This window comes from Campylobacter sp. CH278 (genome assembly GCF_004378845.1).
Lineage (GTDB): Bacteria > Campylobacterota > Campylobacteria > Campylobacterales > Campylobacteraceae > Campylobacter_D > Campylobacter_D jejuni.
The window spans coordinates 35,705-61,689 of the sequence record NZ_RYXZ01000004.1; the positions used below are offsets into that span (position 1 = coordinate 35,705).

Here is a 25,985-nt window from a genome sequence, read left to right on the forward strand (position 1 = left end):
ATAAGCTTGTTGAAATTGTGAAATTCTTCAAAGCAAAATAATCAAATTTGTATTTTATCATACTTTGCTTAATTTCTTTTTTTCACACTCTAGAATTTATTTTTCACATCCTTTCACTTAACTTTGACTTTTAACAAGAATTTTGTTTTTAAGTTCTTCGATTTTTGCTTTTAAAGAAGCATCATTTTCTATCATTTCTGTGATTTTTTTAACATTATGTGAAATAGCTGTATGATCTTTCATTTCAAAATAATTCGCAAGTTGTGGCATAGTCAAAGCCGTAAGTGCCCTAGCTAGGTAAATCACAATGCGTCTTGCTGTGACTATATTTTGAGTTTTTTTATTGGATTTCACATCGCTTGGTTTGATGTTAAATTCTTTACATACCAAAGATAAAATGTCATCTATAGTGATATTTTCTTTCTTTTCTTTGATATGATCTTTCATCACACTTTTGGCAAGTTCGAGTGTGATTTCTTGTCCTAGTATGGTTGCATAAGCATTTAAACTTATGATGATACCTTCGATTTCTCTTATATTATCCCCTAAAGAAGTGGCGATATAGTTTATGATATCATTAGAAAGATTGATATCGTTAAATTCACATTTTTTTCTTATGATGGCTATTTTTGTATCTAGTTGAGGTGGAGTTATATCAGCTATGATCCCATGTGCAAAACGACTTTTTAAGCGTTCGGTTATACCTTTTAGCATGTTGGGTGGATTGTCTGAAGTCATGATGATTTGTCCATCGTTATTTTTGATTTCATTAAATATAAAGAAAAATTCTTCTTGAATTTTATCTGTTTTTCCTAAAAATTGCACATCATCTATAAGTAAAACATCGCAGCTTCTATACTTTTCATGAAATTTATCTAAAGAACCATTTTTTAAATTTGAAGTAAAATCATTTATAAAATTTTCACTTGTAGCGTAAATGACTTTTTTTCCCATTTCTAAGCTCGCATTTCCAACTGCTTGAAGTAAATGCGTTTTTCCAAGTCCTGTAGGCCCATAAACAAAGATTGGATTATAAAGTTTTCCAAGCTTGTCTTTATGCGCTACGGCTTTACATGCTCCATAAGCGTATTTGTTAGAATCCCCAACAACAAAACTTTCAAAAGTAAAAGAAGGATTTAAAATCGTGCTTTGTGCCTTTATATGAGCTATGTCGATTTTTGTGCTTTTGTTGCTTTGTTTAGCACTTTGTGCTTGTATATTTATAATGGCTTTATTTCCACTTTGCACTTCATAAAAATGTGCGATTTTTTTACCGTATTTTGTTTGTATGAATTTAGCCATGAGTTCATTTGGAGCGTTAAAAACTAAAAGATCTGCTTTGCTTTGTTTTTCGTTGAATTTTAAATTTGATAAATAGTTTTCGTATTCGTTTTCACTTAATTCTTTTTTTAAATTTTCAAGTATTTGGCTTGGATTCATAATCTCTCTTTAAATTTTGCATAATGTATAAATTTTATCTTAAATTTTATAAAAAAAGGTTAAAATCCGCTTTTGTATTTTATTTTTCAAAAGGTATGAATTTGAAAATTTTAGGTATAGATCCAGGTTCGAGAAATTGTGGTTATGCTATCATAGAAGCTGACAAAGGAAAAAACATTCTCATAGAAGCAGGACTTATAAAGATAAAGCCAAGTACCTTACAGTATCAAATCACAGAGCTTTGCGAGGGTTTGGACTTGATTTTTAAAAATCATTCTTTTGATGAGGTGGCTATAGAAGATATCTTTTTTGCTTACAATCCAAAAACCGTTTTAAAACTCGCACAATTTCGCGGAGCCCTATCTTTAAAAATTCTTCAAATTCATGGAGATTTTGCAGAATACACTCCCTTACAAGTAAAAAAAGCCGTTACAGGAAAAGCCAAAGCAACCAAAGAACAAGTTGCTTTTATGGTAAAAAGACTTTTAGGACTTAGTAAAGATATCAAGCCTTTAGATATCACAGATGCTATAGCAGTGGCTTTAACTCATGCGGCAAATTTAAGAGTTAGGGTGTGATTTTAGTAATTTTAATTACACAAAAGCCCAAAGCTTCATAAACTCCCAAAATACCTTTAAATTTTTTCTATATTTTTTAAAAATTTTATAAAAAATTTCAAAAGTTGGAACAGAACTTGCTTGTAAACTTCACATCAACGCAAAAGTTTTTTAAAGCCAAAGCGTTAAATTTTTTAAAGCAATATTTTATAAAGGATTTAAGATGATGAGATCACTTTGGTCTGGCGTAAGCGGACTACAAGCACATCAAGTTGCGATGGATGTTGAAGGTAATAACATTTCAAATGTTAATACCACTGGTTTTAAATATTCTCGTGCAGATTTTGGAACTATGTTTAGCCAAACTGTGAAAATCGCTACTGCTCCAACTGATGGAAGAGGTGGACAAAATCCACTTCAAATCGGTCTTGGCGTTTCAGTAAGTTCTACAACAAGAATTCACTCTCAAGGTTCAGTTCAAACTACAGATAAAAACACTGATGTTGCTATCAATGGTGATGGTTTTTTCATGGTAAGTGATGATGGAGGTCTTACAAACTATCTTACAAGAAGTGGGGACTTTAAGCTTGATGCTTATGGAAATTTTGTCAATAATGCTGGCTTTGTGGTTCAAGGATGGAATATCAACTGGGATGATCAAACTATAGATAGTTCAAGAACTCCACAAAATATTTTTATCGATCCAGGTATGCACATCCCTGCAGCAAAATCAACCGAAGTAGCTATCAAAGCAAATTTAAATAGTGGTTTAAATATAGGAACTTCAAGTAGAAATCTTTATGCGCTTGATTCTGTTCATGGATGGAATAATAAAACTCAAAGAACAGAGGATGAAAATGATACAGGAACCACTCAGTTTTATACCACTTCTAAAAATGCTATAGAAGTAACAGAAAAAGGTGTGGATGCGGCTTCTTTGTTTAATGCAAAAGGACAAGGCTTAAATTTAAGAGATGGGCAAGGCATTTGGGTATCTTATGCGGATGCGAAATTTGAGACAAATAAAGTAGGCGTAAATGCTTTTGATCCAAATTTACAACAAAATCAAACTGCGGCTTTTTGGGGTACACCTGATCAAAAAGTAAATTTGGATATAACTTTAAATGGAGTTAAAATCCAAAATGAAAATATACAAAGCATTGATGATGCTATAGCTTATATCAATACCTTTACAGCTCCAACTGATACTAGAGATGGAACAGGAGTAAAAGCGGTTAAAAATAAAGATGGCAGTGGCATTGATTTTATCAACACAAATTCTGATGGCACTACAGATAATATGAAAAATATTGATCTTGTGGTTGCAAATACTAATACAGCAGGGGAACTTTGGAATGCTGTATGGAATCAACAAGATTCAAAATTTACTTTTAATACAGGTGGAACTGGAACACAACCTACCATTAATAGAAATAATAGTTCTTTATGGACAGCTGATACAATGACGCCTAACCCTCCAAATGGAAATAATGCTATAACATTAAATGGGCCAGATCGTGCTAAGATAATAACAGCCCATAAATATATTTATAGTTCAAATCCTGTGGACATAGGCCCTATGTATAATCCAGACGGTGGACCAGGATTTGTAGATAATGATAATATGGCAAATACTAGACCTCAAGATCCTGCTTCAGCAGCTTATTATGATGCAGTTAATGGCGGACTTTTAAATACAGATGCAAGAACTTTTAGAACCACAGAGGATTTAAGAGAACTTTTGCAAAGAGATGCTAGATATGGGGTCGATTATGATGGAAGTGGAACTTTTGCAGCAGCAGATATCAATCAAGCTGTAAAAGTAGTGGTAACTGAAAATGGAAATTTTGCTATTTCAAATGCAAAAGAAAATTCTACTATTCCTGCAAATGCTATAGTAGCAACAGCACAAATGACTACTCCAAAAAATATGAGTTTTAATATCACAGCCTATACTAACAAAGAAGGCACAGTCAGTAAAAATGATGCTTTTACAAATATGTTTAAAGCTTTTGATGGTCCTTTAGTTATAGGAAGTCAGATTAAAGAAAGTGAACAATTTAAACTTTCAGCTTTTTCAGCAGGACTTGAAATTTATGATTCTTTAGGTTCAAAACACACTTTAGAAGTGCAATTTGTCAAGCAAAGCACCACTCAAGATGGGGGTAATGAATGGCAAATGATCATCCGTGTGCCAGAACCTGCAGAGATAAATACTACAGGTGAAGGTCCAAACAATATCATCGTAGGAACAGCAAGATTTAATAACGATGGATCTTTGGCAAACTATACACCAAAAACTATAAATTTCTCACCAAACAATGGTGCTGCGCCAAATCAACAAATCAAACTTTCTTTTGGAACAAGCGGAAGTAATGATGGCCTTGTAAGCTCAAACTCTGCTTCAACTCTAACAGGACAAGCAACTGATGGTTATACTTCAGGCAATTTAAAACCTGATGCTATCCGCGTAGATGATAAAGGAAATATCTTAGGCGAATTTACCAATGGTAAAACCTTTGCAGTGGCAAAAATCGCAATGGCTTCAGTAGCAAACAACTCAGGCCTTGAAGAAATCGGCGGAAATCTTTTCAAAGTTACTGCAAATAGTGGTAATATCGTAGTAGGCGAAGCTGGAACAGGGGGTCGTGGTGAGATGAAAACCTCAGCTCTTGAAATGTCAAATGTGGATTTAAGCCGTTCTTTAACAGAGCTTATTATCATTCAAAGGGGTTATCAAGCAAACTCTAAAACCATTTCAACGAGTGATCAAATGCTTCAAACCTTGATCCAGCTTAAACAATAATTTAAGCTTAGCATTCTATAAAATATTGTTTTTTTGCTCCCTTTAAGGGAGCAAGCCTTGCTTTACAAGCCTATCTTGGTAGTCTTGTAATACTAGGCTTAGGCTTGAACTGCCTTCAATTTATTGCTAACTCACTCTTGCTAGGGGGTGAGTTGCAATAAAATTGCATTTTCTTATCTGTACCATAATCGTTTTAAAAACTTATTTTGTTATAATTTTTGCTCGAATTTAAATTTAAGGAAATTTATGCGTTATGGTGAAAAAGAAATCAAAGAATTTGATGTAGAAAATATGGAAATTTGGCCAAATGATGCAAAAAATGACTATATCATTAAAATCACTTTGCCTGAATTTATGTGTTGTTGTCCGCGTTCGGGTTATCCTGACTTTGCGACGATTTATCTTGAGTATATGCCTGATAAATTTGTGGTTGAGCTTAAGGCGATAAAACTTTATATCAATACTTTTATGTATAGAAATGTTTCACATGAAGCAAGTATCAATGAAATTTACAATACTTTAAAAGATAAATTAAAACCAAAATGGATTAAAGTTGTGGGGGATTTTAACCCGCGTGGAAATGTGCATACGGTGATAGAATGTCGTAGCGATATGGTAGTGCCAAAGTAAAAAGTAGCAAAATGGGAAATGTCGCTTTTTTAGGTGCGGGAGCCATAGCTTCTAAAGTCGCACCCATGCTAAAACAAGCCGGTTTTACTCCTTATGCGGTAGGATCTTTAAGTAATGCTAAGGAATTTGCTAGTGCTTATGGTTTTTCTAAATTTTATACAAATTATGAAGAGCTTGTAAAAGATAAAAATATTGATCTTGTTTATATCAATACCCCGCATTCTTTGCATTACTCTCACATAAAACTTTGCCTTCAAAATGCTAAAAATGTGCTTTGTGAAAAGTCTTTTACATTAAATTACAAAGAGGCTAAAGAGCTTATAGAATTAGCCAGAGCTAAAAATTTGCTTTTGGCTGAAGGCATTTGGACGCGTTATATGCCTTATATAAGCATGGTTAAAGAACTTATAGAGCAAGGTTTTATAGGAGAGTTAGTAAGTATAGAAGCAAATCTAGCTTATAATGTTAAGGATATATACCGCATACAAAGCTTAGAGCTTGGGGGTGGGGCTTTGCTTGATGTGGGAGTTTATACTTTAAATTTCGCCCTTAGTTTTATACAAGATGAGATTAAAAATATAATGGCAACTTGTAAAAAAATGCCTAGCGGTGTAGATGAGAGTAATGGGGTGATTTTAGAGTTTAGTAAAGGAACTTTTGCTTTTTTAAATTCGAGTGTGGCTATGATAAATGATCGCAAAGGAACCATCAATGGGACAAAAGGTTATATAAGCGTGGATAATATCAACAACCCTACTCTTATAGAGCTTTACGATCAAGATAGGAAATGTATCAAAAGCTTAGCTGTGCCAAATCAAATCAATGGTTTTGAGTATGAATTTAAAGCTTGTTTTGAGGCCCTAGAACAAGGCAAGATAGAATGCGACGCAATGAAACATGATGAGATTTTAAAAGTGATGTCTTTGATGGATGAGTTGCGTAAGATTATGGGGGTAAAATTTATCGGTGAGTGATCAACCTCCACCGATAAAGTATTTTTCAACATCATCAAGTAGTTTTTCACAAACTTGAGAATCTGTATTTTTTTCTACTACAAGATTGATATAAGTTTTAGTATCTCTGAAACTTCCTGCTGATTTTGAATTTTCACGAGTGAGTTTTTGATTTTCTTTAGTATATTCTATGGTGATGTTAAATTTTAGAGCAGCACTTGCTTCGCCTAAATTTGTTTTTACTACCACATTCATTTTAGAAGCTTTAGCAAGTGTAGCTTGGGTTTTGTTTATGATCTCTTTAAAGCGTTGGCAAGAGCGTATAAGTGTAGCGATAAATTTGTTATCAAGTCCTTCATAAGCTACTTTGAGTTTATTTTTGATATCTTTTGTACTTTCTTTTTCAGGGGCAACAAAAACCATATAAAAACCATTTTTTATAGCTACATTGTCTGTTTTTACATCTCGTCCGCTTGACATAACTTTAACATAAATGGCATTATCAAGATAAACACGATCTACCATAGGCCCATAAATTTCGTATTCTTTTTTTCGGACTATGACTTCACGAGCTAGGACATTTAATTTCACATTGGCTTCGTGGATAACAGGTTCCATTTCTTTTTTAATCTCTAAGAGTTCTTTTAACATCAATATCCTTTTTGTTACTTAAAATTACAATTATATCAATAATTTTCTTAATTTAAGAATTTTACAAACACATTTACTAAAAATGTGATATATTAAGAACTGATTTTAAACAAAGGAGGAAAAGATGAAACAAATTTTTGAAATTTCAAATTCAGTCCAACAAAAAAGTAAAGACAATACTTTTAATCTGCTACTGCAATTCTCACTCTAAAATTCAATTTTATTTTTAATCATTTTTTACATTTTTAATTTTTTATCATTGTTATTAAGTTTTTGAATTTTTAATTCATTTAGTTTGTTTGGTTTTGAAGGATTAAATCATGAAAGATAATAAAATCATAATCTTTGATACCACTTTACGTGATGGAGAACAAGCTTTAGGTAGTTCTTTAGGTATCAATCAAAAATTACAAATTGCATTAGCGCTTGAAAATTTAGGCGTAGATGTTATAGAAGCAGGTTTTCCGGTATCTTCACAAGGGGATTTTAAAGCGGTGCAAAAGATCGCTTCTAAGGTTAAAAACTCAACTATATGTGCACTTTCTAGGGCATTAGATAAAGATATAGATATGGCTTATGAAGCTTTAAAAGTGGCAAAGCATTTTAGAATTCATACTTTTATAGCCACTTCAACTTTGCATATACAAGATAAATTAAAAAAAGATTTTGATGAAATTTTGTCTATGGCAAAAAGAGCGATTATAAGAGCAAGATCTTATACTGATGATGTAGAATTCTCATGCGAAGATGCAGGAAGAACTCCGATAGATAATCTTTGTTTTATGGTGGAAAATGCGATAAAAGCAGGCGCTAAAACTATAAATATCCCAGATACTGTGGGCTATACCTTGCCAAGTGAATTTGCTAATATTATCAAAATTTTATTTAACAAAGTGCCAAATATAGACAAAGCTATCATTTCTGTGCATTGTCACAATGATTTAGGTATGGCAACGGGCAATAGCTTAAGTGCTATTTTACAAGGTGCAAGACAGATAGAGTGCACTATAAATGGACTTGGCGAAAGGGCGGGCAATTGTGCTTTAGAAGAAGTGGTTATGGCGATAAAAACTAGGAAAGATTATTTAAAAGGTTTTTATACTGATATTAAATGTGAAAATATCTTTAAAACTTCAAAATTAGTTTCAGCTATCACTAATGAAAGCATACCTTCGCATAAAGCTATAGTGGGTAGCAATGCGTTTTCTCATAGTTCAGGCATTCATCAAGATGGAGTGCTTAAAAATAGGCAAACTTACGAGATCATAAGTCCTAGTGCTATAGGAATTCATGAAAATCGTATGTTAATGACGGCAAGAAGTGGAAGGGCTATGATAAAAACTTGCCTTGAAAATTTAGGCTATGATGAAAATACTTATAATTTAGATGATGTTTATGAGCGTTTTTTACGCCTTGCGGATAAAAAGGGTCAAGTGTATGATTATGATTTGGAAGCTTTGATGTTTTTAAGCTATGAAAATGAAGAAGAAAATGAATTTATACTTGAAAAATTAAGCGTGATTAGTGGCAATATCCCAACTGCTTGTGTTTGTATGCGTATTAAAGAAGAGTTAAAAACTGAAGCTTGCACAGGAAATGGTCCTGTTGAAGCAGTTTTTAACTGCATTGCTAGGATAACAAATTTAAAGCCTGCGCTAAAAGCTTATAGTATCAATGCAAAAAGTTCTGGGGTAGATGCTCAAGGACAAGTGGATGTGGATTTGGAATTTAAAGGGAGAAAATTCCATGGAAAAGGAATTTCAACAGATGTTATAGAAGCTTCAGCACAAGCTTTTGTGAGTGCTTACAATGCGATTTATCGCTCTTTAAAAGTAGAAGAAAGGAAAATGGCATGAAAACTTATAAAGTAGCTGTCTTAGCAGGAGATGGTATAGGGCCTTTGGTGATGAAAGAGGCTTTAAAAATTTTAACTTTTATCGCACAAAAATACAATTTTAGTTTTGAATTTAATGAAGCTAAAATAGGTGGTGCAAGTATAGATGCTTATGGAGTGGCTTTAAGTGATGAAACTTTAAAGCTTTGTGAGCAAAGTGATGCGATTTTATTTGGTTCTGTGGGTGGGCCTAAATGGGATAATTTGCCTATAGATCAAAGACCTGAAAGAGCCTCGCTTCTGCCTTTAAGAAAGCATTTTAATTTGTTTGCAAATTTGCGTCCTTGTAAAATTTATGAAAGTTTAACTCATGCTTCACCTTTAAAAAATGAGATTATCCAAAAAGGAGTGGATATTTTATGTGTTAGAGAGCTTACAGGTGGGATTTATTTTGGTAAGCAAGATTTAGATAAAGAAAGTGCGTATGATACTGAAATTTACACTAAAAAAGAGATAGAAAGGATAGCTCATATCGCTTTTGAAAGTGCAAGAATAAGAAAGAAAAAAGTGCATTTAATCGACAAGGCGAATGTTTTAGCAAGTTCTATTTTGTGGCGAGAAGTGGTGGCAAATGTTGCAAAAGATTATCAAGATATAAACTTAGAGTACATGTATGTGGATAATGCTGCGATGCAGATTGTAAAAAATCCTAGCATTTTTGATGTTATGCTTTGTTCAAATCTTTTTGGTGATATTTTGAGTGATGAGTTAGCTGCCATTAATGGATCTTTGGGTTTGTTAAGTTCAGCAAGTTTAAATGATAAAGGTTTTGGACTTTATGAGCCAGCAGGTGGAAGTGCGCCTGATATAGCTCATTTAAATATAGCTAATCCCATAGCTCAAATTTTAAGTGCGGCTTTGATGTTAAAGTATAGTTTCAAAGAAGAACAAGCCGCACAGGATATAGAAAATGCTATATCTTTGGCATTGGCACAAGGAAAAATGACTAAGGATTTAAATACTAAGTCGTATTTAAATACTGATGAAATGGGGGATTGTATTTTAGAAATTTTAAAGGAGAATAACAATGGCTAAAACTTTATATGAGAAAGTCTTTGATGCTCATGTGGTTTATGAAGGCAAAAACGAACTTCCTATACTTTATATCGATAGACATTTAATCCATGAAGTAACAAGCCCTCAAGCATTTTCAGGGCTTAAAATGGCTAAGCGTAGAATGGCAAGAGCGGATTTAACTTTGGCTACCATAGATCATGATGTTTCAACTAAAAGTATGGATTTAAATGCTTGTTCTGATATGGCAAAAGAGCAAATTACAACTTTGATGCAAAATACTAAGGAATTTGGAGTAAGGCTTTTAGGACTTGGAGATAAAAATCAAGGCATAGTTCATATAGTAGGTCCTGAGCTTGGCTTTACTTTACCTGGGGTTACTTTAGTTTGTGGGGATTCTCATACGGCAACGCATGGGGCTTTTGGAGCTTTAGCCTTTGGTATAGGCACGAGTGAAGTAGAGCATGTCATGGCAACGCAAACTTTAAAACAAGCCAAACTTAAAACCATGAAAATCGAATGTAAAGGGCAGTTTCAAAAAGGCGTTTATGCTAAGGATTTGATTTTGTATTTGATCGCACAATACGGCACAGCAAAAGGCACAGGTTATGCTATAGAATTTTGCGGAGAACTTATAAGAAATTTAAGCATGGAAGCTAGAATGACTCTTTGTAATATGGCTATAGAATTTGGAGCTAAAGTAGGTATGATAGCTCCTGATGAAATCACTTTTGAGTATATTAAGGGAAAGGAATTTGCACCTAAAGGAGAAGAATTCCAAAAGTATTGTGAGTATTGGAAGAGTTTAAGAAGTGATGAAGGGGCAAAATATGATGAGAGCATTACTTTGGATGCAAGCAAGATAAAACCACAAATTAGCTATGGAACAAATCCTTCGCAAGTGATTGGCATAGATGAAAAAATTCCAAAAATAAGTGATTTTAAAAATCAAAGTGAGCAAAAATCTTTGCTTGATGCTTTATCTTATGTAAATTTAGAGCAAGATCAAGTTATAAAAGGGGTAAAAATCGACATTGTATTTATAGGATCTTGTACAAATGGGCGTTTAGAAGATCTTAAAATAGCCGCTGATATCTTAAAAGGGCGCAAAATTCATAAAAATGTTAAAGCTTTAATCGTGCCTGGTTCAATGCAAGTAAGAAAAGAAGCTGAAAATTTAGGACTTGATAAGATTTTTATCGATGCAGGGTGTGAGTGGAGATATGCAGGGTGTTCTATGTGTCTTGGTATGAATGATGACAAAGCAAATTCAGGTCAAAGAGTTGCTTCAACTTCAAATCGTAACTTTGTAGGCAGACAAGGTAAAGGTTCTATCACTCATTTGATGAGTCCTGCAAGTGCAGCAGCTTGTGCCATAGAAGGTGTTATTTGTGATAATAGAAAGTATTTAGGAGTTTAATATGCAAAAATTTATTATACACAAAGGTATAGCTTGTCCTTTAGAATATGCTAACATAGACACAGATCAAATTATACCTAAGCAATTTTTACTTGCAGTGTCTAAGCAAGGTTTTGGCAAGCATTTGTTCCATGATTTGCGTTATTTAGATGATAAAGAAAGTGTTTTAAATATGGATTTTAATCTTAACAAAGAAGAATATCAAAATAGTTCTATTTTGGTAAGTTTTGAAAATTTTGGTAGTGGATCTTCAAGAGAGCATGCACCTTGGGCTTTGGTTGATTACGGTATTAGAGCTATTATCGCACCTTCTTTTGCGGATATTTTTAAAAATAACGCCCTAGGAAATGGTTTACTTACCATAGAGCTTGCTAAAGATGAGGTTTTAGAAATAGTTGAGGAGTTAAAAAAATCCCAAGATAAAAATATAGAAATTTCTTTGTTGGAAAAAAGAGTATTTTTTAAAGATAAGACTTTTTCTTTTGATTTAGATGATTTTCACAGAACTTGTCTTTTAGAAGGACTTGATAATATAGCTTTGACTTTAAAACATGAAGCACAAATTAAAGCTTATGAGAAAAATTCAAAAAGCTTTTTGGTTTAGAATTTTTTCATAAGCTAAAAAAGGATCTTGATAGTTAGGGATATTAAAATTTCCACAAAAATTAAAATTGAGTTTTTTAAAAAGCGAATTCATAGGAAAATTTTTACTATGAGTATCTGCTCTTAAACTTGCCTTGTGATTTTCCAAGGCAAAATTTTCGCAAAAATTTAAAAGTTTTTGTGCTACGCCTTTGCCTTTTGCGCTTTGTTTGACGGCTAAACGGTGTAGATAAAAAGCTTTATCATCATAATTTTTGTTAAAAGTAATTTGTTTATAAAATTCAGGTTCAAATTTTTCATTGATGCAGATAAAGCCTAAAATTTCATTATTTTCTTTAAACACATAAAGTTCTTGTGTTTGTATATCTTCTTGAAAAACTATTTCATTGGGATAATTCTCATCCCATTGATGAAAATTCATAGTTTTCATAGCATTTAAAGCATCTTTTGTGATTTCAAGTATAGAATTTAAATCTTTATGGACGGCTTTTTGTATGATAGTGTTTTGCATGATAATCCTTTGTATAAGGAAGGGTAATGGTGGCTCCGATTGGACTTGAACCAACGGCCACTACCATGTCAAGGTAGTGCTCTACCAGCTGAGCTACGGAACCATATGGTGGAGCATAGCGGGTTCGAACCGCTGACCCCAACGCTGCCAGCGTTGTGCTCTCCCAGCTGAGCTAATGCCCCAAATGAAGTTTGTATTATAACTTAGTTTGCCTTAAAGTTTATTTGATGGCAGACAGGAAGGGATTCGAACCCTCGAAAGCTTGCACTTTACACGCGTTCCAGGCGTGCTCCTTCAACCGCTCGGACACCTGTCTATGAAATAAAGCGTTCATTATATCTATAAAAGCTTTAAAAATAAAGAAATTTTTTAAATATTGAAAATAAAATTATTTTTTAAAAAAATCAGAAAATTTTTAGTAAAAAGTAGTATAATTATATTTTTATTTTTAGTCAGGGTAGCTCAGCTGGTTAGAGCGCTGGTCTCATAAGCCGGAGGTCGGGAGTTCAAGTCTCCCCCTTGACACCATTAAATGTAATAATTATTTTTTTTCTTTTGTTACTACAAAAACAATTCCACCAAAACCTATAATCACAACAGCTGTTATAAAAATTATTTCAAAAATATCTAACATCGTCATTGTTCTTTTGCCCTTTCTTTAAGCTGTCCACAAGCAGCTGAGATATCAAGTCCTTTACTTTCTCTTATAGTACAAGTTACACCTTTATTACTTAGTAAATCTTGGAATTTAATCGCATTTTCTAAACTAGGGCGTTTATATAAACTTCCTTCATGTGGATTAAAGAGTATTAAATTCACTTTAGCTTTAATGCCATTTAAAAGCTTGACTAATTCTTTAGCGTGTTCAAGCTTATCATTGATACTATCAATTAAAAGATATTCAAACATGACTCTTTTTCTTTGATCTATAGGGAATTCACGCACCGCATCCATAATCGCAGCGATATTATAAGCTTTATTGATAGGCATAAGTTCGGTTCGAAGTTCATCATTAACCGCATGCAATGATATAGCAAGCAAAACACCTAAATTCATTTGACCTAATTCTTTGATTTGTTTTGCCAAACCGCTAGTACTAATGGTTTGACGGCGAGGACTTATAGCAAGCCCCTCATTTTGCGCTAAAATTTTTACCGCTTTAGAAACATTTTTAAGATTATCCAAAGGCTCGCCCATACCCATATATACTATATTTACACGGCGTTCATAAGGGATATTGTTTTGTTTTTTTATCCATAAAATTTGTCCGACTATCTCACCTGCACTTAAATTTCTTTTCAAACCACCCTTGGCAGTAAGACAAAAACTACATCCACTTTTACAACCTACTTGAGAAGAAACACAGATAGTATATCTCGCATGAGAAATTCTTTTGCCTTCTGTGTCTATTTTTTCTTCTTTCATAGGCAAAAGCACACTTTCTATCCTTAAACCATCGATAAGTTCAAAAAGATATTTTATACTTCCATCTTTGCTTTGCTCATTTTTAACGCATTTTACAGGAGAAAAATGAAAATTTTGCGCAAGTTCTAAACGTAGATCTTTTGGTAAACTTGACATATCGGAAAAATTATTGGCGTATTTTTGATAAATCCATTGATAAATTTGTTTCACGCGAAACATCGGTTTGATTTTTTCTCCTAATTCTTCAGGTAAAAAATCTAAAATATTAACAAGCTCTTTCAAAATTATTTTCCTTTTTGAATTTTTAAATATAATGATATTTTTTTAAATATTCTTCTAATTTTTCTTTTGCTTTTTGATGATTTTTTATAAAATCTTCGTGAGCGTTTTCATTACAAAAATTTGTTGCACACAAAATACACTCTGCATCAATATTTAAATTTTTAGCTATGCTCAAAACAGAAAAGGCTTCCATATTTTCTGCAAAAAAACCTAATTTTGAAAATTCTTTTGCTGCTTTTGAATTTTGACAAATATAATTTGAAGAATTGATTTTGATTGTTTCACGAGAAACATTTTCTTTTTCTAAGCAAATTTCATATTTTGCAGGAGTATAAAAAGCATGTGAAATTTTAGAAAATTCTACATTAAAAGCATATGAACTTCTATAAATTTCTAAAATTTCTCCCTTATCATAAAGTCCACAAGTTCCTATAAATATAAGTTTTGATGGTTTTTCTTTTAAGCAAAGTTGACCCAAATGAAAAGCTGATTCAACCAAACCTATACCTATAGCTTTTGCAAAAGAAAAATTTTCGTTTCCACCCGCACAAATAATCATTTTGATCCTTATGAAATTTTACAAAAAATAATTCTACCTAAAAAGACTTAATTAAGAATTTTTAGATAAAATTATTTCTTATGGTTAAAGCAAAAAAACAATACGGACAAAATTTTTTAATCGATAAAAGCGTATTAGCAAAAATCATCCAAGCCATACCCAAAGAGATGAACAATATCATTGAGATTGGGCCTGGCTTAGGTGATTTAACGCAAGAACTTTTAAAAATTTCTCAAGTAAAAGCTTATGAAATCGATAATGATCTCATACCTATTTTAAAAAAGAAATTTCAAAAAGAACTTGAATGTGGAAAATTTAACTTGATCCATCAAGACGCAAGCGAAGCTTTTAATCCTAGTCTTGATGAAAAACCATATTTTTTGGTTGCAAATTTGCCTTATTATGTTGCAAGTCACATTATATTAAAAGCTTTAGAAGATAAAAATTGTCTAGGGCTTATTGTAATGGTGCAAAAAGAAATGGCTGAAAAATTCTGTGCTAAAGAAGGAAATAGTGAGTTTTCTTCTTTAGGTGTTTTAAGTGCAATGATTTGCGAAAGAAAAATGCTTTTTGATGTTGATCCACAATGTTTTAATCCTCCACCAAAAGTTATGTCAGCGGTGATGAGTTTGATTAAAACTAAGGATTTTGATGAACTTTGCGAAATAGAAAATTTCAAAAATTTTCTAAAAGACTGTTTTAAAGCTCCTAGAAAACAACTCTTAGGAAATTTAAAAACATATAAAGCAAAAGTTTTAGAAGTTTTAAGCACTCTTGGCTTAAAAGAAAACATCAGACCACATGAAATTTGCGTTGATTCATACCTTAAAATTTATGACAAATTAAAGGATGAATATGGACGAAAACAAAGAGATAAATAAAAACGAACAAAATCCGAACTCAAATTTAAAAAACAATAAACGCTATAAATATAAAAATCGCAGAAAAAAATTAGCCGATTCTTTGCAAAATGAAAATGATACTCCAAAAATTGATCAAAATTCTAACAAGGAAATTTCTGAAAACTCAGAGAATAAAACTGAGAAAAAAAAGAAAAAAAATCGCAATCTTCCTTCAAAACTCACAGGTAATGAAGATTGGCAAATCGCTCTTGCAGAATGTATAGAAGCTAACCGTGTTTCACATGAAAACCGCTTACACCCTTTAAAATATAATAATTCTAGCGAGCATAAAATCCGCATTACTCCTTTGGGAGGTTTGGGAGAAATTGGTGGAAATATCAGTGTTTTTGAAACCAATAAAGATGCAATTATAGTAGATATAGGTATGAGTTTTCCTGATGGAACTATGCATGGGGTAGATATTATCATCCCTGATTTTGACTATGTAAGAAAAATTAAAGATAAAATTCGTGGTATAGTGATCACTCATGCACACGAAGATCATATCGGTGCGGTGCCTTATTTCTTTAAAGAATTCCAATTTCCTATCTACGCTACACCTTTGGCTTTAGGAATGATTTCAAACAAATTTGAAGAACATGGTTTAAAAGCAGAACGCAAATGGTTTCGCCCTGTAGAAAAACGCCGTGTTTATGAGATAGGCGAATTTGATATAGAGTGGATCCACATCACGCATTCTATCATTGATGCTTCAGCGCTTGCGATCAAAACAAAAGCAGGAACGATTATCCACACAGGTGATTTTAAAATTGATCAAACTCCAATCGATGGCTATCCAACAGACTTAGGACGTTTGGCACATTATGGAGAAGAAGGGGTTTTATGTCTTTTAAGTGATAGTACAAATTCTTATAAAGAAGGTTATACAAAAAGTGAAAGCTCCGTAGGGCCAACTTTTGATCAAATTTTTGCACGCACCAAAGGCAGGGTGATCATGAGTACCTTTAGTTCTAATATCCACCGCGTTTATCAAGCTATCACTTATGGTTTAAAATACGGCAGAAAAGTTTGTGTTATCGGTCGTTCTATGGAAAGAAATCTTTATACCACTATGGAATTAGGCTACATCAAACTTGATAGAAAAATTTTCATCGATGCTGATGAAGTAAGCAAATATAAAGACAATGAAGTGCTTATCGTAACTACAGGAAGTCAAGGCGAAACCATGAGTGCGCTTTATAGAATGGCAACAGATGAGCATAAATTTATAAAAATCAAACCTACAGATCAAGTGATCATTTCAGCTAAAGCCATACCAGGAAATGAAGCAAGTGTTTCTGCGGTGCTTGATTATCTTTTAAAAGCAGGAGCTAAAGTAGCGTATCAAGAATTTAGTGAAATTCATGTAAGCGGACACGCTAGTATAGAAGAGCAAAAGCTTATGCTAACCCTTACTAAGCCTAAATTTTTCCTACCAGTTCATGGAGAATACAATCACATCACCAAACACAAAGAAACAGCGATGAAATGTGGTATTCCTGAAAGAAATATCTATCTTATGAGTGATGGTGATCAAGTAGAACTTTGCCAAAAATATGTTAAACGCATAAAAACCGTAAAAACAGGTAAAGTTTTTGTGGATAATCAAATCAACAAACAAATCGCCGATGATGTGGTTATAGATCGTCAAAAACTTGCAGATAGTGGTATAGTGGTTATTATCGCACAAATTGACAAAACTACAAAAACACTGATCAACAAGCCAAGAGTGTTTAGCTATGGGTTAGTAGCTGACAAACACGATCATGCTTTTAGTAAAGATATGGCTGAAGTTTTAGGGCAATTTTTCATCAATGTTAAAGATGAAGTACTCAATGATCCAAGATTTTTAGAAAACCAAATTCGCCAAGTTTTAAGAAAGCATATCTTTAGAAAGATTAAAAAATACCCAACCATAGTTCCAACTATTTTTGTAATGTAAAAAAGGGCAAAAACGCCCTTTTTAAGGAAATCAGATGAGAATTAATAAATTTATATCCCACAATACCCGTTATTCACGCCGTGAAGCTGATGAACTTATCAAACAAGGCTTAGTAAAAATAAACAACAAAATCGCCCTTTTAAGCGATGAAGTTAAATTTGATGATAAAGTCTTTGTTAAAGGTAAAAGAGTGCAAAAAAGAACGCAATTTAGCGTGATAATCTACCATAAACAAAAAGGCGAAATTGTCAGTAAAAAAGACGATCGTGGAAGAAAAACTATATACGATACCTTGCCAAGACAATTTAGTACTTGGCTTAGTGTAGGCAGACTGGATTATGCAAGTGAAGGCTTGCTTTTGCTTACAGATTCTCCTGTGATTGCCGATGCTTTAATGCATAGCGATTTAGAAAGAGAATACTACCTTAAAGTTAAAGGTACGGTGAGCAAACAAGTCATCGAAGCGATGCAAAATGGACTTGAGATTAAAAACGAAAAAAAAGGCGCACATGCAAAAACTAAAATTACCTCTATGAGTTTTGCTCCTTTTATAGACTTTGAAATTTTTGGATCAAGTGGAGGTTATACTAAGCTTAGAGTAGTTATAAATGAAGGTAAAAATAGAGAACTTAGACGATTTTTTGGACATTTTGATCTTGAAGTCATGGATCTTAAGCGTGTTGCTTTTGGAGCATTAGATCTTGGTATGTTAAAGGCAGGAAAACATCGCTATTTGGAAAATGGAGAATATGAAAAATTAAGAGATTTTTTGAAAATGAATAATATATATTATTAGTTTTTAATTTTAATAAGTTGTACATGTTGACTTTTTAAAAAATTTAATTCTAAAAGTACGAATATTTAATTCATTTAATAAAATAATAGCGATATTGATTTTTAGATGGATTTTCATCTAAAAATTAAAAGTTTTTTGCATATCTTAAAAAGAAACCATCGCTTCTTGGTTCTAACATGATGTTTGGCGCGCGATCAACTAAAAAATAATTCCAAAGTCCAGCTATAGCTGCTCCAGCAACTACATCTCTTGTGTAATGTTTATCTGCTTTTACGCGAGAATAGCCCACATAACTTGCTAAAATATAAGGAACTATAGCTTGTTTAAAACCATATCTTTTGTGTATAAAAGTTGCTCCCCAAAAAGCAGCAGCACTATGACCACTAGGAAAAGATAAATTATCGCTTCCATCAGGTCTTTCTTCTTTGACTACACGTTTAAGTATTTCAACGCTTCCTTGAGTGGCAGCAAAACTAAGAGCATAAGGTAAAATTCCATCCTTAAAATCATCATTATAAAAAAGTAAACCAAAAGCATATAATGGTACAGCAATTTGTACTATATCCCCAGTTTTTCTAGCTTGTTCTTTATCATCAAAAATATTTGCACTTAAATTTGAAAATAGAACAAAAATTAAAAAAAAGTTGAAAATTTTCATAAAAAACTCCTAAAAAATAAAATGAGCTTTTATTTTACCCCCCCCCTAAATCTAAGCTTAAATTTTGAAAATTTATAATTTTTTTTAGTGTTTATTTTTTAAGTTGAATTCTCATAAAATTATATTTTTATCCTTTTTAAAAGGAAAATAATAGAAAAATTTCATCAAATTCCTTGACTTTGAAAACAAGATTTTATATACTCTCATTTCAATTTTTATAAATTGGTTAGTTTTTAACTAACGAGTTCTTTTTAAAGGAAATATTATGGAAAGAATTAGGCTTAAGCTAAAAGCTTATGACCATCGAGTACTAGACAGAACAGTTGCAGCAATTGTAGAAGCTGTTAAAAGAACAGGTGCGGATATTAGAGGTCCGATACCAATGCCTACTAAAATCAAACGCTATACAGTTTTAAAATCTCCACACATTAACAAAGATTCTCGTGAGCAGTTTGAAATAAGAATTCACGCGCGTATGCTAGATATAGTAGCAGCGACTCCAGATACAGTTGATTCTTTAACTAAGCTTGATTTAGCGCCAGAAGTAAGCGTTGAAGTAAGAGCTATGGGTAAGTAAGGATAAGATATGGAATATATTGTAGAAAAAATCGGAATGAGTAGAACAATTACTAATCCAAGTATCGCTGTAACTTTGCTAAGAGTTGTAAATGCAAAAGTATGTGAAGTTGAAGGCGGAAAGGCTTTAGTAGCATATCCAAAAGGTAAAGCAAGTAATAAATGTGTCGCAGGACAGCAAAAAAAATACAATCTTTCTGCAGAATACAATAGATTTGCGACTTTAGAAGTAGCAAATACTGAAGCAGGAGATTTAGATGAAACTCCATTAAATGAAGCAAAAATTTTAAAAGTAAGCTTTAACACTAAAGGTAGAGGTTATAGCGGTGTTATGAAGAGACATAACTTCGCAGGGGGTCCAGCAAGTCACGGTTCTAGATTTCACAGACGCCATGGATCTATTGGTAATAGAGAATGGCCAGGTCGTGTTCAACCAGGTATGAAAATGGCAGGACACTATGGAAATACTAAAGTGACCGTTAAAAACGAAGTTATATCTTATGATGCTGAAAACAAAATTTTAGTAGTTAAAGGTGCAGTACCAGGTTATAATGGTGCTATGGGTAAAATAAGGATTGCAAAATGAGTAAAGTAGTTGTTTTAAATGATAAATTAGAAAAAGCAGGTGAACTTGATTTACCTTCAAAATATGCGGAAGTAAATCCACACAATCTTTACTTATATGTAAAATCTTACCTTGCAAGTTTAAGAGCAAATACAGCTCATACTAAAGGTAGAAGTGATGTAAGTGGTGGTGGTAAAAAACCTTGGAGACAAAAAGGTCGTGGCGGTGCTAGAGCGGGTTCAACAAGAACTAACGTTTGGGTAGGCGGTGCGGTTGCTTTTGGTCCAACAAATGAAAGAAACTACTTTCAAAAAGTAAATAAAAAACAAAAAAGATTGGCGCTTGAAAGAGCTTTAGCAGATAAAGCAGCTAAAGGTGCGTTATTTACTGCTGATTCTTTGGCTATTGAAAGTGGTAAAACAAAAGATGCAAACGCTGTGATTAAAAAACTTGGCGTCAAAGATGCTTTAATCGTTAAAGATTTACTAGATGAAAAAACACTTTTAGCTTACAGAAATTTAGCAAATTGCTATGTAGTTGATGTAACTGAAGTAAATGCTTATTTAGTATCTGTATTTAATGCTGTTATTATGGAAAAATCAGCGTTAGAATCTATTACAAAAGAGGGATAATTATGGCAGATATTACTGATATAAAGACTATACTTTACACAGAAAAAAGTTTGAATTTGCAAGAGCAAGGTGTCGTAGTTATTCAAACTTCACCAAAGATGACTAAAACAGGCTTAAAAGCGGTTTTAAAAGAGTATTTTGGTGTAACTCCAAAAAGCATCAATTCTTTAAGAATGGATGGAAAAGTTAAGCGTTTTAGAGGTCGTTTAGGTCAAAGAAACGATTACAAAAAATTCTATGTTAAGCTACCTGAAGGTGTTAGCTTAGAAAATACGGAGGCTTAAGATGGCAATTAAAACTTATAAACCATATACTCCAAGTAGAAGATATATTACAGGTTTAAGTTCTGAAGATATTACAGCTAAACCAAGTGTACGCTCACTACTTGTTAAACTTCCAGCACACGCAGGTCGTAACAGCTATGGAAGAATTACAAGTCGTCATAAAGAAGCGGGTGCTAAAAAACTTTACAGAATTATTGATTTTAAACGCCGTAAATTTGGTATAGAAGGTAAAGTAGAAGCGATCGAGTATGATCCATACAGAAATTGTAGAATTGCTTTGATTGCTTATAAAGATGGGGAAAAAAGATATATTCTTCAACCACGTGGATTAAGCGTTGGTGATATCGTTGCAGCTGCTGAAAGCGGACTTGATATTAAACCAGGTAATGCAATGAAACTTAAAAATATTCCTGTGGGTACTATTGTTCATAATGTTGAGTTAAAACCAGGTAAAGGCGGTCAAATGATCCGTTCCGCAGGTGCTTATGCGCAACTTATGGGTAAAGAAGAAAAATATGTTATTTTAAGACTTGCAAGTGGTGAAATGAGACAAGTTTTAGCTGAATGTATGGCAAGTATCGGCGAAGTTGGAAATGAAGAATGGGCTAATGTAACTATCGGTAAAGCAGGTAGAAATCGCCATAGAGGTATCCGCCCGCAAACTCGTGGTTCTGCAATGAACCCAGTAGATCACCCGCACGGTGGGGGTGAAGGTAAGAAAAATTCAGGCCGTCATCCAGTAACTCCATGGGGCAAACCAACCAAAGGTGCGAAAACTCGTCGTAAAAAAGCTAGCGATAAGCTAATAATTTCAAGAAGAAAAGGAAAGTAAGATGGCTAGATCACTAAAAAAAGGTCCTTTTGTTGATGATCATGTAATGAAAAAAGTCATCGCTGCTAAAAAGGCTAATGATAATAAACCAATTAAAACTTGGTCAAGAAGAAGCACAATTACTCCTGATATGATAGGACTTACATTTAATGTTCATAATGGTAAAAGCTTCATTCCAGTTTATATTACTGAAAATCACATCGGCTATAAACTTGGTGAATTTGCTCCAACACGCACATTTAAAGGGCATAAAGGCTCTGTGCAAAAGAAAATTGGTAAGTAAGGGATAAGATATGAGTAAAGCATTAATTAAATTCATAAGATTATCTCCAACTAAAGCAAGATTGATTGCTAGAGAAGTTCAGGGGATGAATGCAGAATTAGCTATGGCTAGTTTAAAATTTATGCCAAATAAAGGTGCAAAATACATCGCAAATGCAATTTCAAGTGCAGTAGCAAATGGTGGCTTTGAAGCAAACGAAGTGGTTGTAAAAAGTTGTCGTGTGGATGCAGCTGCGGTATTAAAAAGATTTAGACCAAGAGCTAGAGGAAGTGCAAGTCGTATTAGAAAACCAACTTCACATATTTTAGTAGAAGTGGCAAAAGCGGAAGTGAAAGCTGAAGAGAAAAAAACAGTAGCTAAAAAAGCTCCAGCAGCTAAAAAAACAACAAGCACTAAAAAAACAACAAGCACTAAAAAAGCAACAGCGAAAAAGGAAAGCTAATGGGACAAAAAGTTAATCCAATTGGTCTAAGACTAGGAATCAATAGAAACTGGGAATCAAGATGGTTTCCAACTAAAGCAAATTTAGTAGAAAATATCGGTGAAGATTATAAAATCAGAGCTTTCTTAAAAAGAAAACTTTATTATGCAGGAATCAGTCAAATTTTAGTAGAAAGAACTGCTAAAAAACTTCGCGTTACTGTAGTTGCTGCAAGACCAGGTATCATCATCGGTAAAAAAGGTAGTGATGTTGATAATTTAAGAAAAGAATTGCAAGATTTAATTGGCAAAGATGTAAATATCAATATCAAAGAAGAAAGAAAAGCAGGAGCTTCAGCTCAACTTGCTGCTGAAAGTGTTGCAACTCAACTTGAAAAAAGAATTGCTTTTAGAAGAGCAATGAAAAAAGTAATCCAAGGTGCGCAAAAAGCAGGTGCTAAAGGAATTAAAGTTTCAGTTTCTGGTCGTTTAGGCGGTGCTGAAATGGCAAGAACAGAATGGTATCTTGAAGGACGCGTTCCACTTCATACTTTAAGAGCAAAAATCGATTATGGTTTTGCAGAAGCTAGAACTACTTATGGAAACATAGGAGTTAAAGTATGGATCTTTAAAGGTGAAGTATTGCACAAAGGTATGCAACCTGAAAAAACTGAAGAAAGTGCTCCAGCTAAAAAGCCAAGACGCACAAGAAGGGGTAAATAATCATGTTAATGCCAAAAAGAACTAAATATCGCAAAATGATGAAAGGGCGTAACAGAGGTTATGCTAATCGTGGAACAGAATTTACTTTTGGTGAATTTGCATTAAAAGCAACTGAAGCAGGACGCATTAACTCACGCCAAATCGAAGCAGCACGTATCGCTTTAACTCGTTTTGTTAAAAGACAAGGAAAAACTTGGATTAGAGTTTTCCCAGATAAGCCTTTGACAAAAAAACCTTTAGAAACTCGTATGGGTAAAGGTAAAGGTGCTGTTGAGGAATGGGTAATGAATATCAAGCCAGGCCGTATCATTTATGAAATGGCAGGAGTAAGCGAAGAAATGGCAAGAGAAGCATTGACTTTAGCTATGCATAAACTTCCATTTAAAACTAAGTTTGTTACAAGAGAGAGCCAAAATGAAATATACTGAGATTAAAGATAAAACAGCAGCTGAGCTTGCAACAATGCTAAAAGAAAAAAAGGTGCTTTTATTCACTTTAAAACAAAAGCTAAAAACAATGCAACTTACTAATCCAAAAGAGATTAGCCAAGTAAAAAAAGACATTGCTAGAATAAATACAGCAATTAACGCTTTAAGATAAGGATAGAAAATGGCATTTAAAAGAGAAATTCAAGGCGTTGTTGTTAAAATCGCTGGTGAAAAAACCGCAAGTGTTTTGGTTGAAAGAAAAGTGGTTCATCCAAGATATAGAAAAATTGTTAAACGCTTTAAAAAATATCTAATTCATGATGAGAGAAATGAAGTTAAAGTGGGTGATACTGTTGTTGCAGTAGAATGCAGACCACTTTCAAAAAGAAAATCATTTCGCTTAAAATCTGTATTAGCTACAGGAGTTGAGTAATGATTCAAAGTTTTACAAGACTTGCAGTTGCTGACAATAGCGGTGCAAAAGAATTAATGTGTATCAAGGTTTTAGGAGGTAGCAAAAGAAGATATGCTACTGTAGGTGATGTAATCGTTGCATCTGTTAAAAAAGCTTTACCAAATGGAAAAGTTAAAAAAGGTCAAGTGGTAAAAGCGGTTATCGTTAGAACTAAAAAAGAAATTCATAGAGATAATGGTTCTTTGATTCGTTTTGATGAAAATGCTGCGGTTATTCTTGATAACAAAAGAGAGCCTATCGGAACTCGTATCTTTGGGCCAGTGGGCAGAGAAGTTAGATATGGTGGCTTTATGAAAATCGTTTCACTAGCACCGGAGGTATTATAATGGCGGTTAAATTAAAAATCAAAAAAGGTGATAGCGTTAAGGTTATCACAGGCGATGATAAAGGTAAAACAGGTAAAGTTTTAGCGGTATATCCAAAAACACTTAAAGTGGTAGTTGAAGGATGTAAAATCGCTAAAAAAGCTATTAAGCCGAGTGAGAAAAACCCAAATGGTGGTTTTATCAATAAAGAAATGCCAATGGATATTTCCAATGTGGCAAAAGTTCAGGAGTAAGCGATGATGAGATTAAAAGAAAAATACAATCAAAGCATTAAACCTGCATTGGTTAAAGAATTTGATATTAAAAATCCTATGCTTATCCCTGTGATCGAAAAAGTAGTTATCAGCGTAGGTGCTGGTGAGTTGGCTAAAGATCAAAAAGTATTGCAAAATGTTGCAGATACTATTTCTTTAATTGCAGGACAAAAGGCTGTGATTACTAAAGCTAAAAAATCAATTGCAGGATTTAAAGTTCGCGAAGGTTTTCCTGTAGGTGTAATGGTAACTTTAAGAAAAGAAAATATGTATGCTTTTCTTGATAAGTTAATTTCTATTGCTTTGCCAAGGGTGAAAGACTTTAGAGGTTTAAGTAGAGATGGTTTTGATGGACGCGGAAACTATAACTTCGGTCTTGATGAGCAGTTGATGTTCCCAGAAGTGGAGTATGATAAAATTTTAAGAACTCATGGTATGAACATTTCTATAGTTACAACAGCACAAAATGACAAACAGGCACAAAAGTTATTAGAACTTATCGGTGTGCCATTTACAAAAGGAAAGTAAGATGGCTAAAAAATCAATGATTGCAAAAGCGGCACGCAAGCCTAAATTTAAGGTTAGAGGTTATACAAGATGCCAAATTTGTGGGCGTCCGCATTCGGTTTATAGAGATTTTGGAATTTGCAGAGTTTGCTTAAGAAAAATGGGCAATGAAGGTTTGATTCCAGGTCTTAAGAAAGCAAGTTGGTAAGGATAAAATATGATAAATGATATTATTTCAGATTCACTCACTCGTATCAGAAATGCAGGAATGAGAAAGCTTGAAACAACCAAGCTTTTACATTCTAAAGTTGTAGAAGCTTTAGTTGGAATTTTTCAAGCTAAAGGCTATATTGAGAGTTTTAATGTTATTGAAGAAGATAAAAAGAAATTTATCAATGTAGTTTTAAAATACGATGAAAAAGGTAAGAGTGTTATCAATGAGCTTAAAAGAATTTCTAAGCCTGGTCGTCGTGTTTATAAAGGTAAAGATGAAATCAAGCGTTTTAAAAATGGTTATGGTACTATCGTAGTTAGCACAAGTCATGGTGTTTTAGCTAATGATGAAGCTTATAAAGCAGGTGTTGGCGGCGAAATTTTATGTACCATTTGGTAAAAATCTGCTTTTTATGGCATTGGG

At 33.2% G+C, this 25,985-nt stretch carries 34 protein-coding genes and 4 tRNA genes; 28 read left to right on the plus strand and 10 right to left on the minus strand.

The window, feature by feature from the left end; all coding sequences use genetic code 11:
- Positions 1-117 precede the first annotated feature (117 nt).
- Positions 118-1,440: a chromosomal replication initiator protein DnaA gene (dnaA, locus tag ELQ04_RS04155; RefSeq protein WP_134224454.1), complete on the minus strand. Its 1,323-nt coding sequence runs from the start codon at positions 1,438-1,440 to the stop codon at positions 118-120.
- Positions 1,441-1,535: 95 nt separating this feature from the next.
- Here dnaA and ruvC point away from each other — a divergent pair, with 95 nt between their 5' ends.
- The 4 genes from ruvC (at position 1,536) to ELQ04_RS04175 (ending at position 6,407) form a co-directional block, all read left to right on the plus strand.
- Complete coding sequence (gene ruvC / locus ELQ04_RS04160; protein ID WP_010891952.1) at positions 1,536-2,018, plus strand: crossover junction endodeoxyribonuclease RuvC; 483 nt, start codon at positions 1,536-1,538, stop codon at positions 2,016-2,018.
- Between the two features lie 202 nt (positions 2,019-2,220).
- The gene (flgE, locus tag ELQ04_RS04165) at positions 2,221-4,803 is read left to right on the plus strand and encodes a flagellar hook protein FlgE (protein WP_134224455.1); all 2,583 of its coding nucleotides are present in this window, start codon (positions 2,221-2,223) and stop codon (positions 4,801-4,803) included.
- A gap of 246 nt (positions 4,804-5,049) precedes the next feature.
- Complete coding sequence (queF, locus tag ELQ04_RS04170) at positions 5,050-5,433, plus strand: preQ(1) synthase (RefSeq protein ID WP_002834281.1); 384 nt, start codon at positions 5,050-5,052, stop codon at positions 5,431-5,433.
- Positions 5,434-5,444: 11 nt separating this feature from the next.
- Positions 5,445-6,407, plus strand: coding sequence for a Gfo/Idh/MocA family oxidoreductase (locus ELQ04_RS04175; RefSeq protein WP_134224456.1), 963 nt, complete (start codon positions 5,445-5,447; stop codon positions 6,405-6,407).
- On the opposite strand, the gene ELQ04_RS04180 is transcribed toward ELQ04_RS04175, so the two are convergent.
- Positions 6,408-7,037, minus strand: coding sequence for a hypothetical protein (locus tag ELQ04_RS04180; protein ID WP_002937514.1), 630 nt, complete (start codon positions 7,035-7,037; stop codon positions 6,408-6,410). It lies immediately after the preceding gene.
- A 320-nt stretch (positions 7,038-7,357) separates the two neighbouring features.
- On the opposite strand from ELQ04_RS04180, the gene leuA reads away from it, so the two are divergent.
- Genes leuA through leuD form a run of 4 tightly spaced genes read left to right on the plus strand, consistent with a single transcriptional unit; the run spans position 7,358 to position 11,969 of the window.
- Positions 7,358-8,893 (plus strand): 2-isopropylmalate synthase, encoded by a 1,536-nt coding sequence (gene leuA, locus ELQ04_RS04185; protein WP_002937512.1) that lies wholly within the window; start codon positions 7,358-7,360, stop codon positions 8,891-8,893.
- Positions 8,890-9,966, plus strand: a complete 1,077-nt coding sequence (gene leuB / locus ELQ04_RS04190) for a 3-isopropylmalate dehydrogenase (protein WP_002937511.1) — start codon at positions 8,890-8,892, stop codon at positions 9,964-9,966. Before leuA ends, leuB begins: the two co-directional genes overlap by 4 nt.
- Positions 9,953-11,365, plus strand: a complete 1,413-nt coding sequence (gene leuC / locus ELQ04_RS04195) for a 3-isopropylmalate dehydratase large subunit (protein WP_079396633.1) — start codon at positions 9,953-9,955, stop codon at positions 11,363-11,365. Before leuB ends, leuC begins: the two co-directional genes overlap by 14 nt.
- Position 11,366: 1 nt before the next feature.
- Positions 11,367-11,969 (plus strand): 3-isopropylmalate dehydratase small subunit, encoded by a 603-nt coding sequence (gene leuD / locus ELQ04_RS04200; protein WP_002937509.1) that lies wholly within the window; start codon positions 11,367-11,369, stop codon positions 11,967-11,969.
- Here leuD and ELQ04_RS04205 read toward each other — a convergent pair.
- The 4 genes from ELQ04_RS04205 to ELQ04_RS04220 form a co-directional block, all read right to left on the minus strand.
- Positions 11,949-12,479 carry a GNAT family N-acetyltransferase gene (locus tag ELQ04_RS04205; RefSeq protein ID WP_002937508.1) on the minus strand — a complete coding sequence of 177 codons (531 nt, stop codon included), beginning with the start codon at positions 12,477-12,479 and terminating at the stop codon, positions 11,949-11,951. The two genes, leuD and ELQ04_RS04205, sit on opposite strands and share 21 nt — an antisense overlap.
- 27 nt (positions 12,480-12,506) lie before the next feature.
- Positions 12,507-12,582: transfer RNA gene (locus ELQ04_RS04210), tRNA-Val, on the minus strand.
- 3 nt (positions 12,583-12,585) lie between these two features.
- Positions 12,586-12,661: transfer RNA gene (locus ELQ04_RS04215), tRNA-Ala, on the minus strand.
- Between the two features lie 46 nt (positions 12,662-12,707).
- Positions 12,708-12,795 (minus strand) — tRNA-Ser (locus ELQ04_RS04220).
- Between the two features lie 135 nt (positions 12,796-12,930).
- Here ELQ04_RS04220 and ELQ04_RS04225 point away from each other — a divergent pair.
- Positions 12,931-13,007: transfer RNA gene (locus tag ELQ04_RS04225), tRNA-Met, on the plus strand.
- A 13-nt stretch (positions 13,008-13,020) separates the two neighbouring features.
- Here the strand turns inward: ELQ04_RS04225 and ELQ04_RS04230 are convergent.
- Genes ELQ04_RS04230 through ELQ04_RS04240 form a run of 3 tightly spaced genes read right to left on the minus strand, consistent with a single transcriptional unit; the run spans position 13,021 to position 14,745 of the window.
- The gene (locus ELQ04_RS04230) at positions 13,021-13,119 is read right to left on the minus strand and encodes a hypothetical protein (RefSeq protein WP_002867513.1); all 99 of its coding nucleotides are present in this window, start codon (positions 13,117-13,119) and stop codon (positions 13,021-13,023) included.
- Positions 13,116-14,186 carry a 23S rRNA (adenine(2503)-C(2))-methyltransferase RlmN gene (rlmN, locus tag ELQ04_RS04235; RefSeq protein ID WP_044778101.1) on the minus strand — a complete coding sequence of 357 codons (1,071 nt, stop codon included), beginning with the start codon at positions 14,184-14,186 and terminating at the stop codon, positions 13,116-13,118. The genes ELQ04_RS04230 and rlmN overlap by 4 nt, the downstream gene beginning before the upstream one ends.
- Positions 14,187-14,208: 22 nt before the next feature.
- Entirely contained in the window at positions 14,209-14,745 is a 537-nt protein-coding gene (locus tag ELQ04_RS04240) for a hypothetical protein (RefSeq protein ID WP_002937504.1), read from the minus strand.
- Positions 14,746-14,825: 80 nt separating this feature from the next.
- Here ELQ04_RS04240 and rsmA point away from each other — a divergent pair, with 80 nt between their 5' ends.
- Genes rsmA through ELQ04_RS04255 form a run of 3 tightly spaced genes read left to right on the plus strand, consistent with a single transcriptional unit; the run spans position 14,826 to position 18,385 of the window.
- Entirely contained in the window at positions 14,826-15,626 is an 801-nt protein-coding gene (gene rsmA / locus ELQ04_RS04245) for a 16S rRNA (adenine(1518)-N(6)/adenine(1519)-N(6))-dimethyltransferase RsmA (protein ID WP_002937496.1), read from the plus strand.
- On the plus strand, positions 15,595-17,589 hold the full coding sequence (locus ELQ04_RS04250; RefSeq protein ID WP_079396632.1) for a ribonuclease J: 1,995 nt from the start codon (positions 15,595-15,597) through the stop codon (positions 17,587-17,589). The genes rsmA and ELQ04_RS04250 overlap by 32 nt, the downstream gene beginning before the upstream one ends.
- 34 nt (positions 17,590-17,623) lie before the next feature.
- Entirely contained in the window at positions 17,624-18,385 is a 762-nt protein-coding gene (locus tag ELQ04_RS04255) for a pseudouridine synthase (RefSeq protein WP_002937493.1), read from the plus strand.
- Between the two features lie 124 nt (positions 18,386-18,509).
- On the opposite strand, the gene ELQ04_RS04260 is transcribed toward ELQ04_RS04255, so the two are convergent.
- A complete protein-coding gene (locus tag ELQ04_RS04260) occupies positions 18,510-19,043 on the minus strand; it encodes a phosphatase PAP2 family protein (protein WP_052308520.1) in 534 nt (177 codons plus the stop codon).
- Positions 19,044-19,308: 265 nt separating this feature from the next.
- Between ELQ04_RS04260 and rpsJ the strand changes: the two genes are divergently transcribed.
- Genes rpsJ through rpsH form a run of 16 tightly spaced genes read left to right on the plus strand, consistent with a single transcriptional unit; the run spans position 19,309 to position 25,961 of the window.
- A complete protein-coding gene (gene rpsJ, locus ELQ04_RS04265; RefSeq protein ID WP_002779353.1) occupies positions 19,309-19,620 on the plus strand; it encodes a 30S ribosomal protein S10 in 312 nt (103 codons plus the stop codon).
- Between the two features lie 9 nt (positions 19,621-19,629).
- The gene (gene rplC / locus ELQ04_RS04270) at positions 19,630-20,205 is read left to right on the plus strand and encodes a 50S ribosomal protein L3 (protein ID WP_002870458.1); all 576 of its coding nucleotides are present in this window, start codon (positions 19,630-19,632) and stop codon (positions 20,203-20,205) included.
- Entirely contained in the window at positions 20,202-20,816 is a 615-nt protein-coding gene (gene rplD, locus ELQ04_RS04275; RefSeq protein WP_002937486.1) for a 50S ribosomal protein L4, read from the plus strand. The genes rplC and rplD overlap by 4 nt, the downstream gene beginning before the upstream one ends.
- Before the next feature lie 2 nt (positions 20,817-20,818).
- Positions 20,819-21,100 (plus strand): 50S ribosomal protein L23, encoded by a 282-nt coding sequence (locus ELQ04_RS04280; protein WP_002856384.1) that lies wholly within the window; start codon positions 20,819-20,821, stop codon positions 21,098-21,100.
- A gap of 1 nt (position 21,101) precedes the next feature.
- Positions 21,102-21,932, plus strand: a complete 831-nt coding sequence (rplB, locus tag ELQ04_RS04285; RefSeq protein ID WP_002825501.1) for a 50S ribosomal protein L2 — start codon at positions 21,102-21,104, stop codon at positions 21,930-21,932.
- 1 nt (position 21,933) lies between these two features.
- A complete protein-coding gene (gene rpsS / locus ELQ04_RS04290; protein ID WP_002851509.1) occupies positions 21,934-22,215 on the plus strand; it encodes a 30S ribosomal protein S19 in 282 nt (93 codons plus the stop codon).
- Between the two features lie 10 nt (positions 22,216-22,225).
- Positions 22,226-22,657 carry a 50S ribosomal protein L22 gene (gene rplV / locus ELQ04_RS04295; RefSeq protein WP_044778099.1) on the plus strand — a complete coding sequence of 144 codons (432 nt, stop codon included), beginning with the start codon at positions 22,226-22,228 and terminating at the stop codon, positions 22,655-22,657.
- Positions 22,657-23,358 (plus strand): 30S ribosomal protein S3, encoded by a 702-nt coding sequence (rpsC, locus tag ELQ04_RS04300; protein ID WP_002851138.1) that lies wholly within the window; start codon positions 22,657-22,659, stop codon positions 23,356-23,358. The genes rplV and rpsC overlap by 1 nt, the downstream gene beginning before the upstream one ends.
- A 2-nt stretch (positions 23,359-23,360) precedes the next feature.
- The gene (gene rplP / locus ELQ04_RS04305) at positions 23,361-23,786 is read left to right on the plus strand and encodes a 50S ribosomal protein L16 (protein ID WP_002779441.1); all 426 of its coding nucleotides are present in this window, start codon (positions 23,361-23,363) and stop codon (positions 23,784-23,786) included.
- A complete protein-coding gene (gene rpmC, locus ELQ04_RS04310; protein WP_002851566.1) occupies positions 23,773-23,958 on the plus strand; it encodes a 50S ribosomal protein L29 in 186 nt (61 codons plus the stop codon). The genes rplP and rpmC overlap by 14 nt, the downstream gene beginning before the upstream one ends.
- Before the next feature lie 9 nt (positions 23,959-23,967).
- Complete coding sequence (gene rpsQ, locus ELQ04_RS04315; RefSeq protein ID WP_002851549.1) at positions 23,968-24,219, plus strand: 30S ribosomal protein S17; 252 nt, start codon at positions 23,968-23,970, stop codon at positions 24,217-24,219.
- A complete protein-coding gene (gene rplN / locus ELQ04_RS04320; RefSeq protein ID WP_002779438.1) occupies positions 24,219-24,587 on the plus strand; it encodes a 50S ribosomal protein L14 in 369 nt (122 codons plus the stop codon). Before rpsQ ends, rplN begins: the two co-directional genes overlap by 1 nt.
- The gene (rplX, locus tag ELQ04_RS04325) at positions 24,587-24,820 is read left to right on the plus strand and encodes a 50S ribosomal protein L24 (protein WP_002779437.1); all 234 of its coding nucleotides are present in this window, start codon (positions 24,587-24,589) and stop codon (positions 24,818-24,820) included. The genes rplN and rplX overlap by 1 nt, the downstream gene beginning before the upstream one ends.
- A gap of 3 nt (positions 24,821-24,823) precedes the next feature.
- Positions 24,824-25,369, plus strand: a complete 546-nt coding sequence (gene rplE / locus ELQ04_RS04330; protein WP_002937478.1) for a 50S ribosomal protein L5 — start codon at positions 24,824-24,826, stop codon at positions 25,367-25,369.
- Between the two features lies 1 nt (position 25,370).
- On the plus strand, positions 25,371-25,556 hold the full coding sequence (locus tag ELQ04_RS04335) for a type Z 30S ribosomal protein S14 (RefSeq protein WP_002779433.1): 186 nt from the start codon (positions 25,371-25,373) through the stop codon (positions 25,554-25,556).
- Between the two features lie 9 nt (positions 25,557-25,565).
- Entirely contained in the window at positions 25,566-25,961 is a 396-nt protein-coding gene (rpsH, locus tag ELQ04_RS04340) for a 30S ribosomal protein S8 (RefSeq protein WP_002851353.1), read from the plus strand.
- Positions 25,962-25,985: the final 24 nt, after the last annotated feature.

What these genes read in the sequence shown, in the direction of transcription:
- flgE (WP_134224455.1), top strand. Translation starts at nt 2,221, where the DNA reads ATGATGAGATCACTTTGGTCTGGCGTAAGCGGACTACAAGCACATCAA.
- rpmC (WP_002851566.1), top strand. Translation starts at nt 23,773, where the DNA reads ATGAAATATACTGAGATTAAAGATAAAACAGCAGCTGAGCTTGCAACA.
- ELQ04_RS04180 (WP_002937514.1), bottom strand. Translation starts at nt 7,037, where the DNA reads ATGTTAAAAGAACTCTTAGAGATTAAAAAAGAAATGGAACCTGTTATC.
- rplC (WP_002870458.1), top strand. Translation starts at nt 19,630, where the DNA reads ATGGAATATATTGTAGAAAAAATCGGAATGAGTAGAACAATTACTAAT.
- ELQ04_RS04230 (WP_002867513.1), bottom strand. Translation starts at nt 13,119, where the DNA reads ATGACGATGTTAGATATTTTTGAAATAATTTTTATAACAGCTGTTGTG.
- leuA (WP_002937512.1), top strand. Translation starts at nt 7,358, where the DNA reads ATGAAAGATAATAAAATCATAATCTTTGATACCACTTTACGTGATGGA.
- ELQ04_RS04280 (WP_002856384.1), top strand. Translation starts at nt 20,819, where the DNA reads ATGGCAGATATTACTGATATAAAGACTATACTTTACACAGAAAAAAGT.
- rplE (WP_002937478.1), top strand. Translation starts at nt 24,824, where the DNA reads ATGATGAGATTAAAAGAAAAATACAATCAAAGCATTAAACCTGCATTG.
- rplB (WP_002825501.1), top strand. Translation starts at nt 21,102, where the DNA reads ATGGCAATTAAAACTTATAAACCATATACTCCAAGTAGAAGATATATT.
- rplD (WP_002937486.1), top strand. Translation starts at nt 20,202, where the DNA reads ATGAGTAAAGTAGTTGTTTTAAATGATAAATTAGAAAAAGCAGGTGAA.
- rplV (WP_044778099.1), top strand. Translation starts at nt 22,226, where the DNA reads ATGAGTAAAGCATTAATTAAATTCATAAGATTATCTCCAACTAAAGCA.
- dnaA (WP_134224454.1), bottom strand. Translation starts at nt 1,440, where the DNA reads ATGAATCCAAGCCAAATACTTGAAAATTTAAAAAAAGAATTAAGTGAA.
- ELQ04_RS04255 (WP_002937493.1), top strand. Translation starts at nt 17,624, where the DNA reads ATGAGAATTAATAAATTTATATCCCACAATACCCGTTATTCACGCCGT.
- rpsS (WP_002851509.1), top strand. Translation starts at nt 21,934, where the DNA reads ATGGCTAGATCACTAAAAAAAGGTCCTTTTGTTGATGATCATGTAATG.
- rplP (WP_002779441.1), top strand. Translation starts at nt 23,361, where the DNA reads ATGTTAATGCCAAAAAGAACTAAATATCGCAAAATGATGAAAGGGCGT.
- ELQ04_RS04260 (WP_052308520.1), bottom strand. Translation starts at nt 19,043, where the DNA reads ATGAAAATTTTCAACTTTTTTTTAATTTTTGTTCTATTTTCAAATTTA.
- ELQ04_RS04205 (WP_002937508.1), bottom strand. Translation starts at nt 12,479, where the DNA reads ATGCAAAACACTATCATACAAAAAGCCGTCCATAAAGATTTAAATTCT.
- ELQ04_RS04250 (WP_079396632.1), top strand. Translation starts at nt 15,595, where the DNA reads ATGAATATGGACGAAAACAAAGAGATAAATAAAAACGAACAAAATCCG.
- rplX (WP_002779437.1), top strand. Translation starts at nt 24,587, where the DNA reads ATGGCGGTTAAATTAAAAATCAAAAAAGGTGATAGCGTTAAGGTTATC.
- ELQ04_RS04240 (WP_002937504.1), bottom strand. Translation starts at nt 14,745, where the DNA reads ATGATTATTTGTGCGGGTGGAAACGAAAATTTTTCTTTTGCAAAAGCT.
- ELQ04_RS04175 (WP_134224456.1), top strand. Translation starts at nt 5,445, where the DNA reads ATGGGAAATGTCGCTTTTTTAGGTGCGGGAGCCATAGCTTCTAAAGTC.
- rpsH (WP_002851353.1), top strand. Translation starts at nt 25,566, where the DNA reads ATGATAAATGATATTATTTCAGATTCACTCACTCGTATCAGAAATGCA.
- rpsQ (WP_002851549.1), top strand. Translation starts at nt 23,968, where the DNA reads ATGGCATTTAAAAGAGAAATTCAAGGCGTTGTTGTTAAAATCGCTGGT.
- rpsC (WP_002851138.1), top strand. Translation starts at nt 22,657, where the DNA reads ATGGGACAAAAAGTTAATCCAATTGGTCTAAGACTAGGAATCAATAGA.
- rpsJ (WP_002779353.1), top strand. Translation starts at nt 19,309, where the DNA reads ATGGAAAGAATTAGGCTTAAGCTAAAAGCTTATGACCATCGAGTACTA.
- ELQ04_RS04335 (WP_002779433.1), top strand. Translation starts at nt 25,371, where the DNA reads ATGGCTAAAAAATCAATGATTGCAAAAGCGGCACGCAAGCCTAAATTT.
- rsmA (WP_002937496.1), top strand. Translation starts at nt 14,826, where the DNA reads ATGGTTAAAGCAAAAAAACAATACGGACAAAATTTTTTAATCGATAAA.
- queF (WP_002834281.1), top strand. Translation starts at nt 5,050, where the DNA reads ATGCGTTATGGTGAAAAAGAAATCAAAGAATTTGATGTAGAAAATATG.
- leuB (WP_002937511.1), top strand. Translation starts at nt 8,890, where the DNA reads ATGAAAACTTATAAAGTAGCTGTCTTAGCAGGAGATGGTATAGGGCCT.
- leuD (WP_002937509.1), top strand. Translation starts at nt 11,367, where the DNA reads ATGCAAAAATTTATTATACACAAAGGTATAGCTTGTCCTTTAGAATAT.
- rplN (WP_002779438.1), top strand. Translation starts at nt 24,219, where the DNA reads ATGATTCAAAGTTTTACAAGACTTGCAGTTGCTGACAATAGCGGTGCA.
- ruvC (WP_010891952.1), top strand. Translation starts at nt 1,536, where the DNA reads ATGAATTTGAAAATTTTAGGTATAGATCCAGGTTCGAGAAATTGTGGT.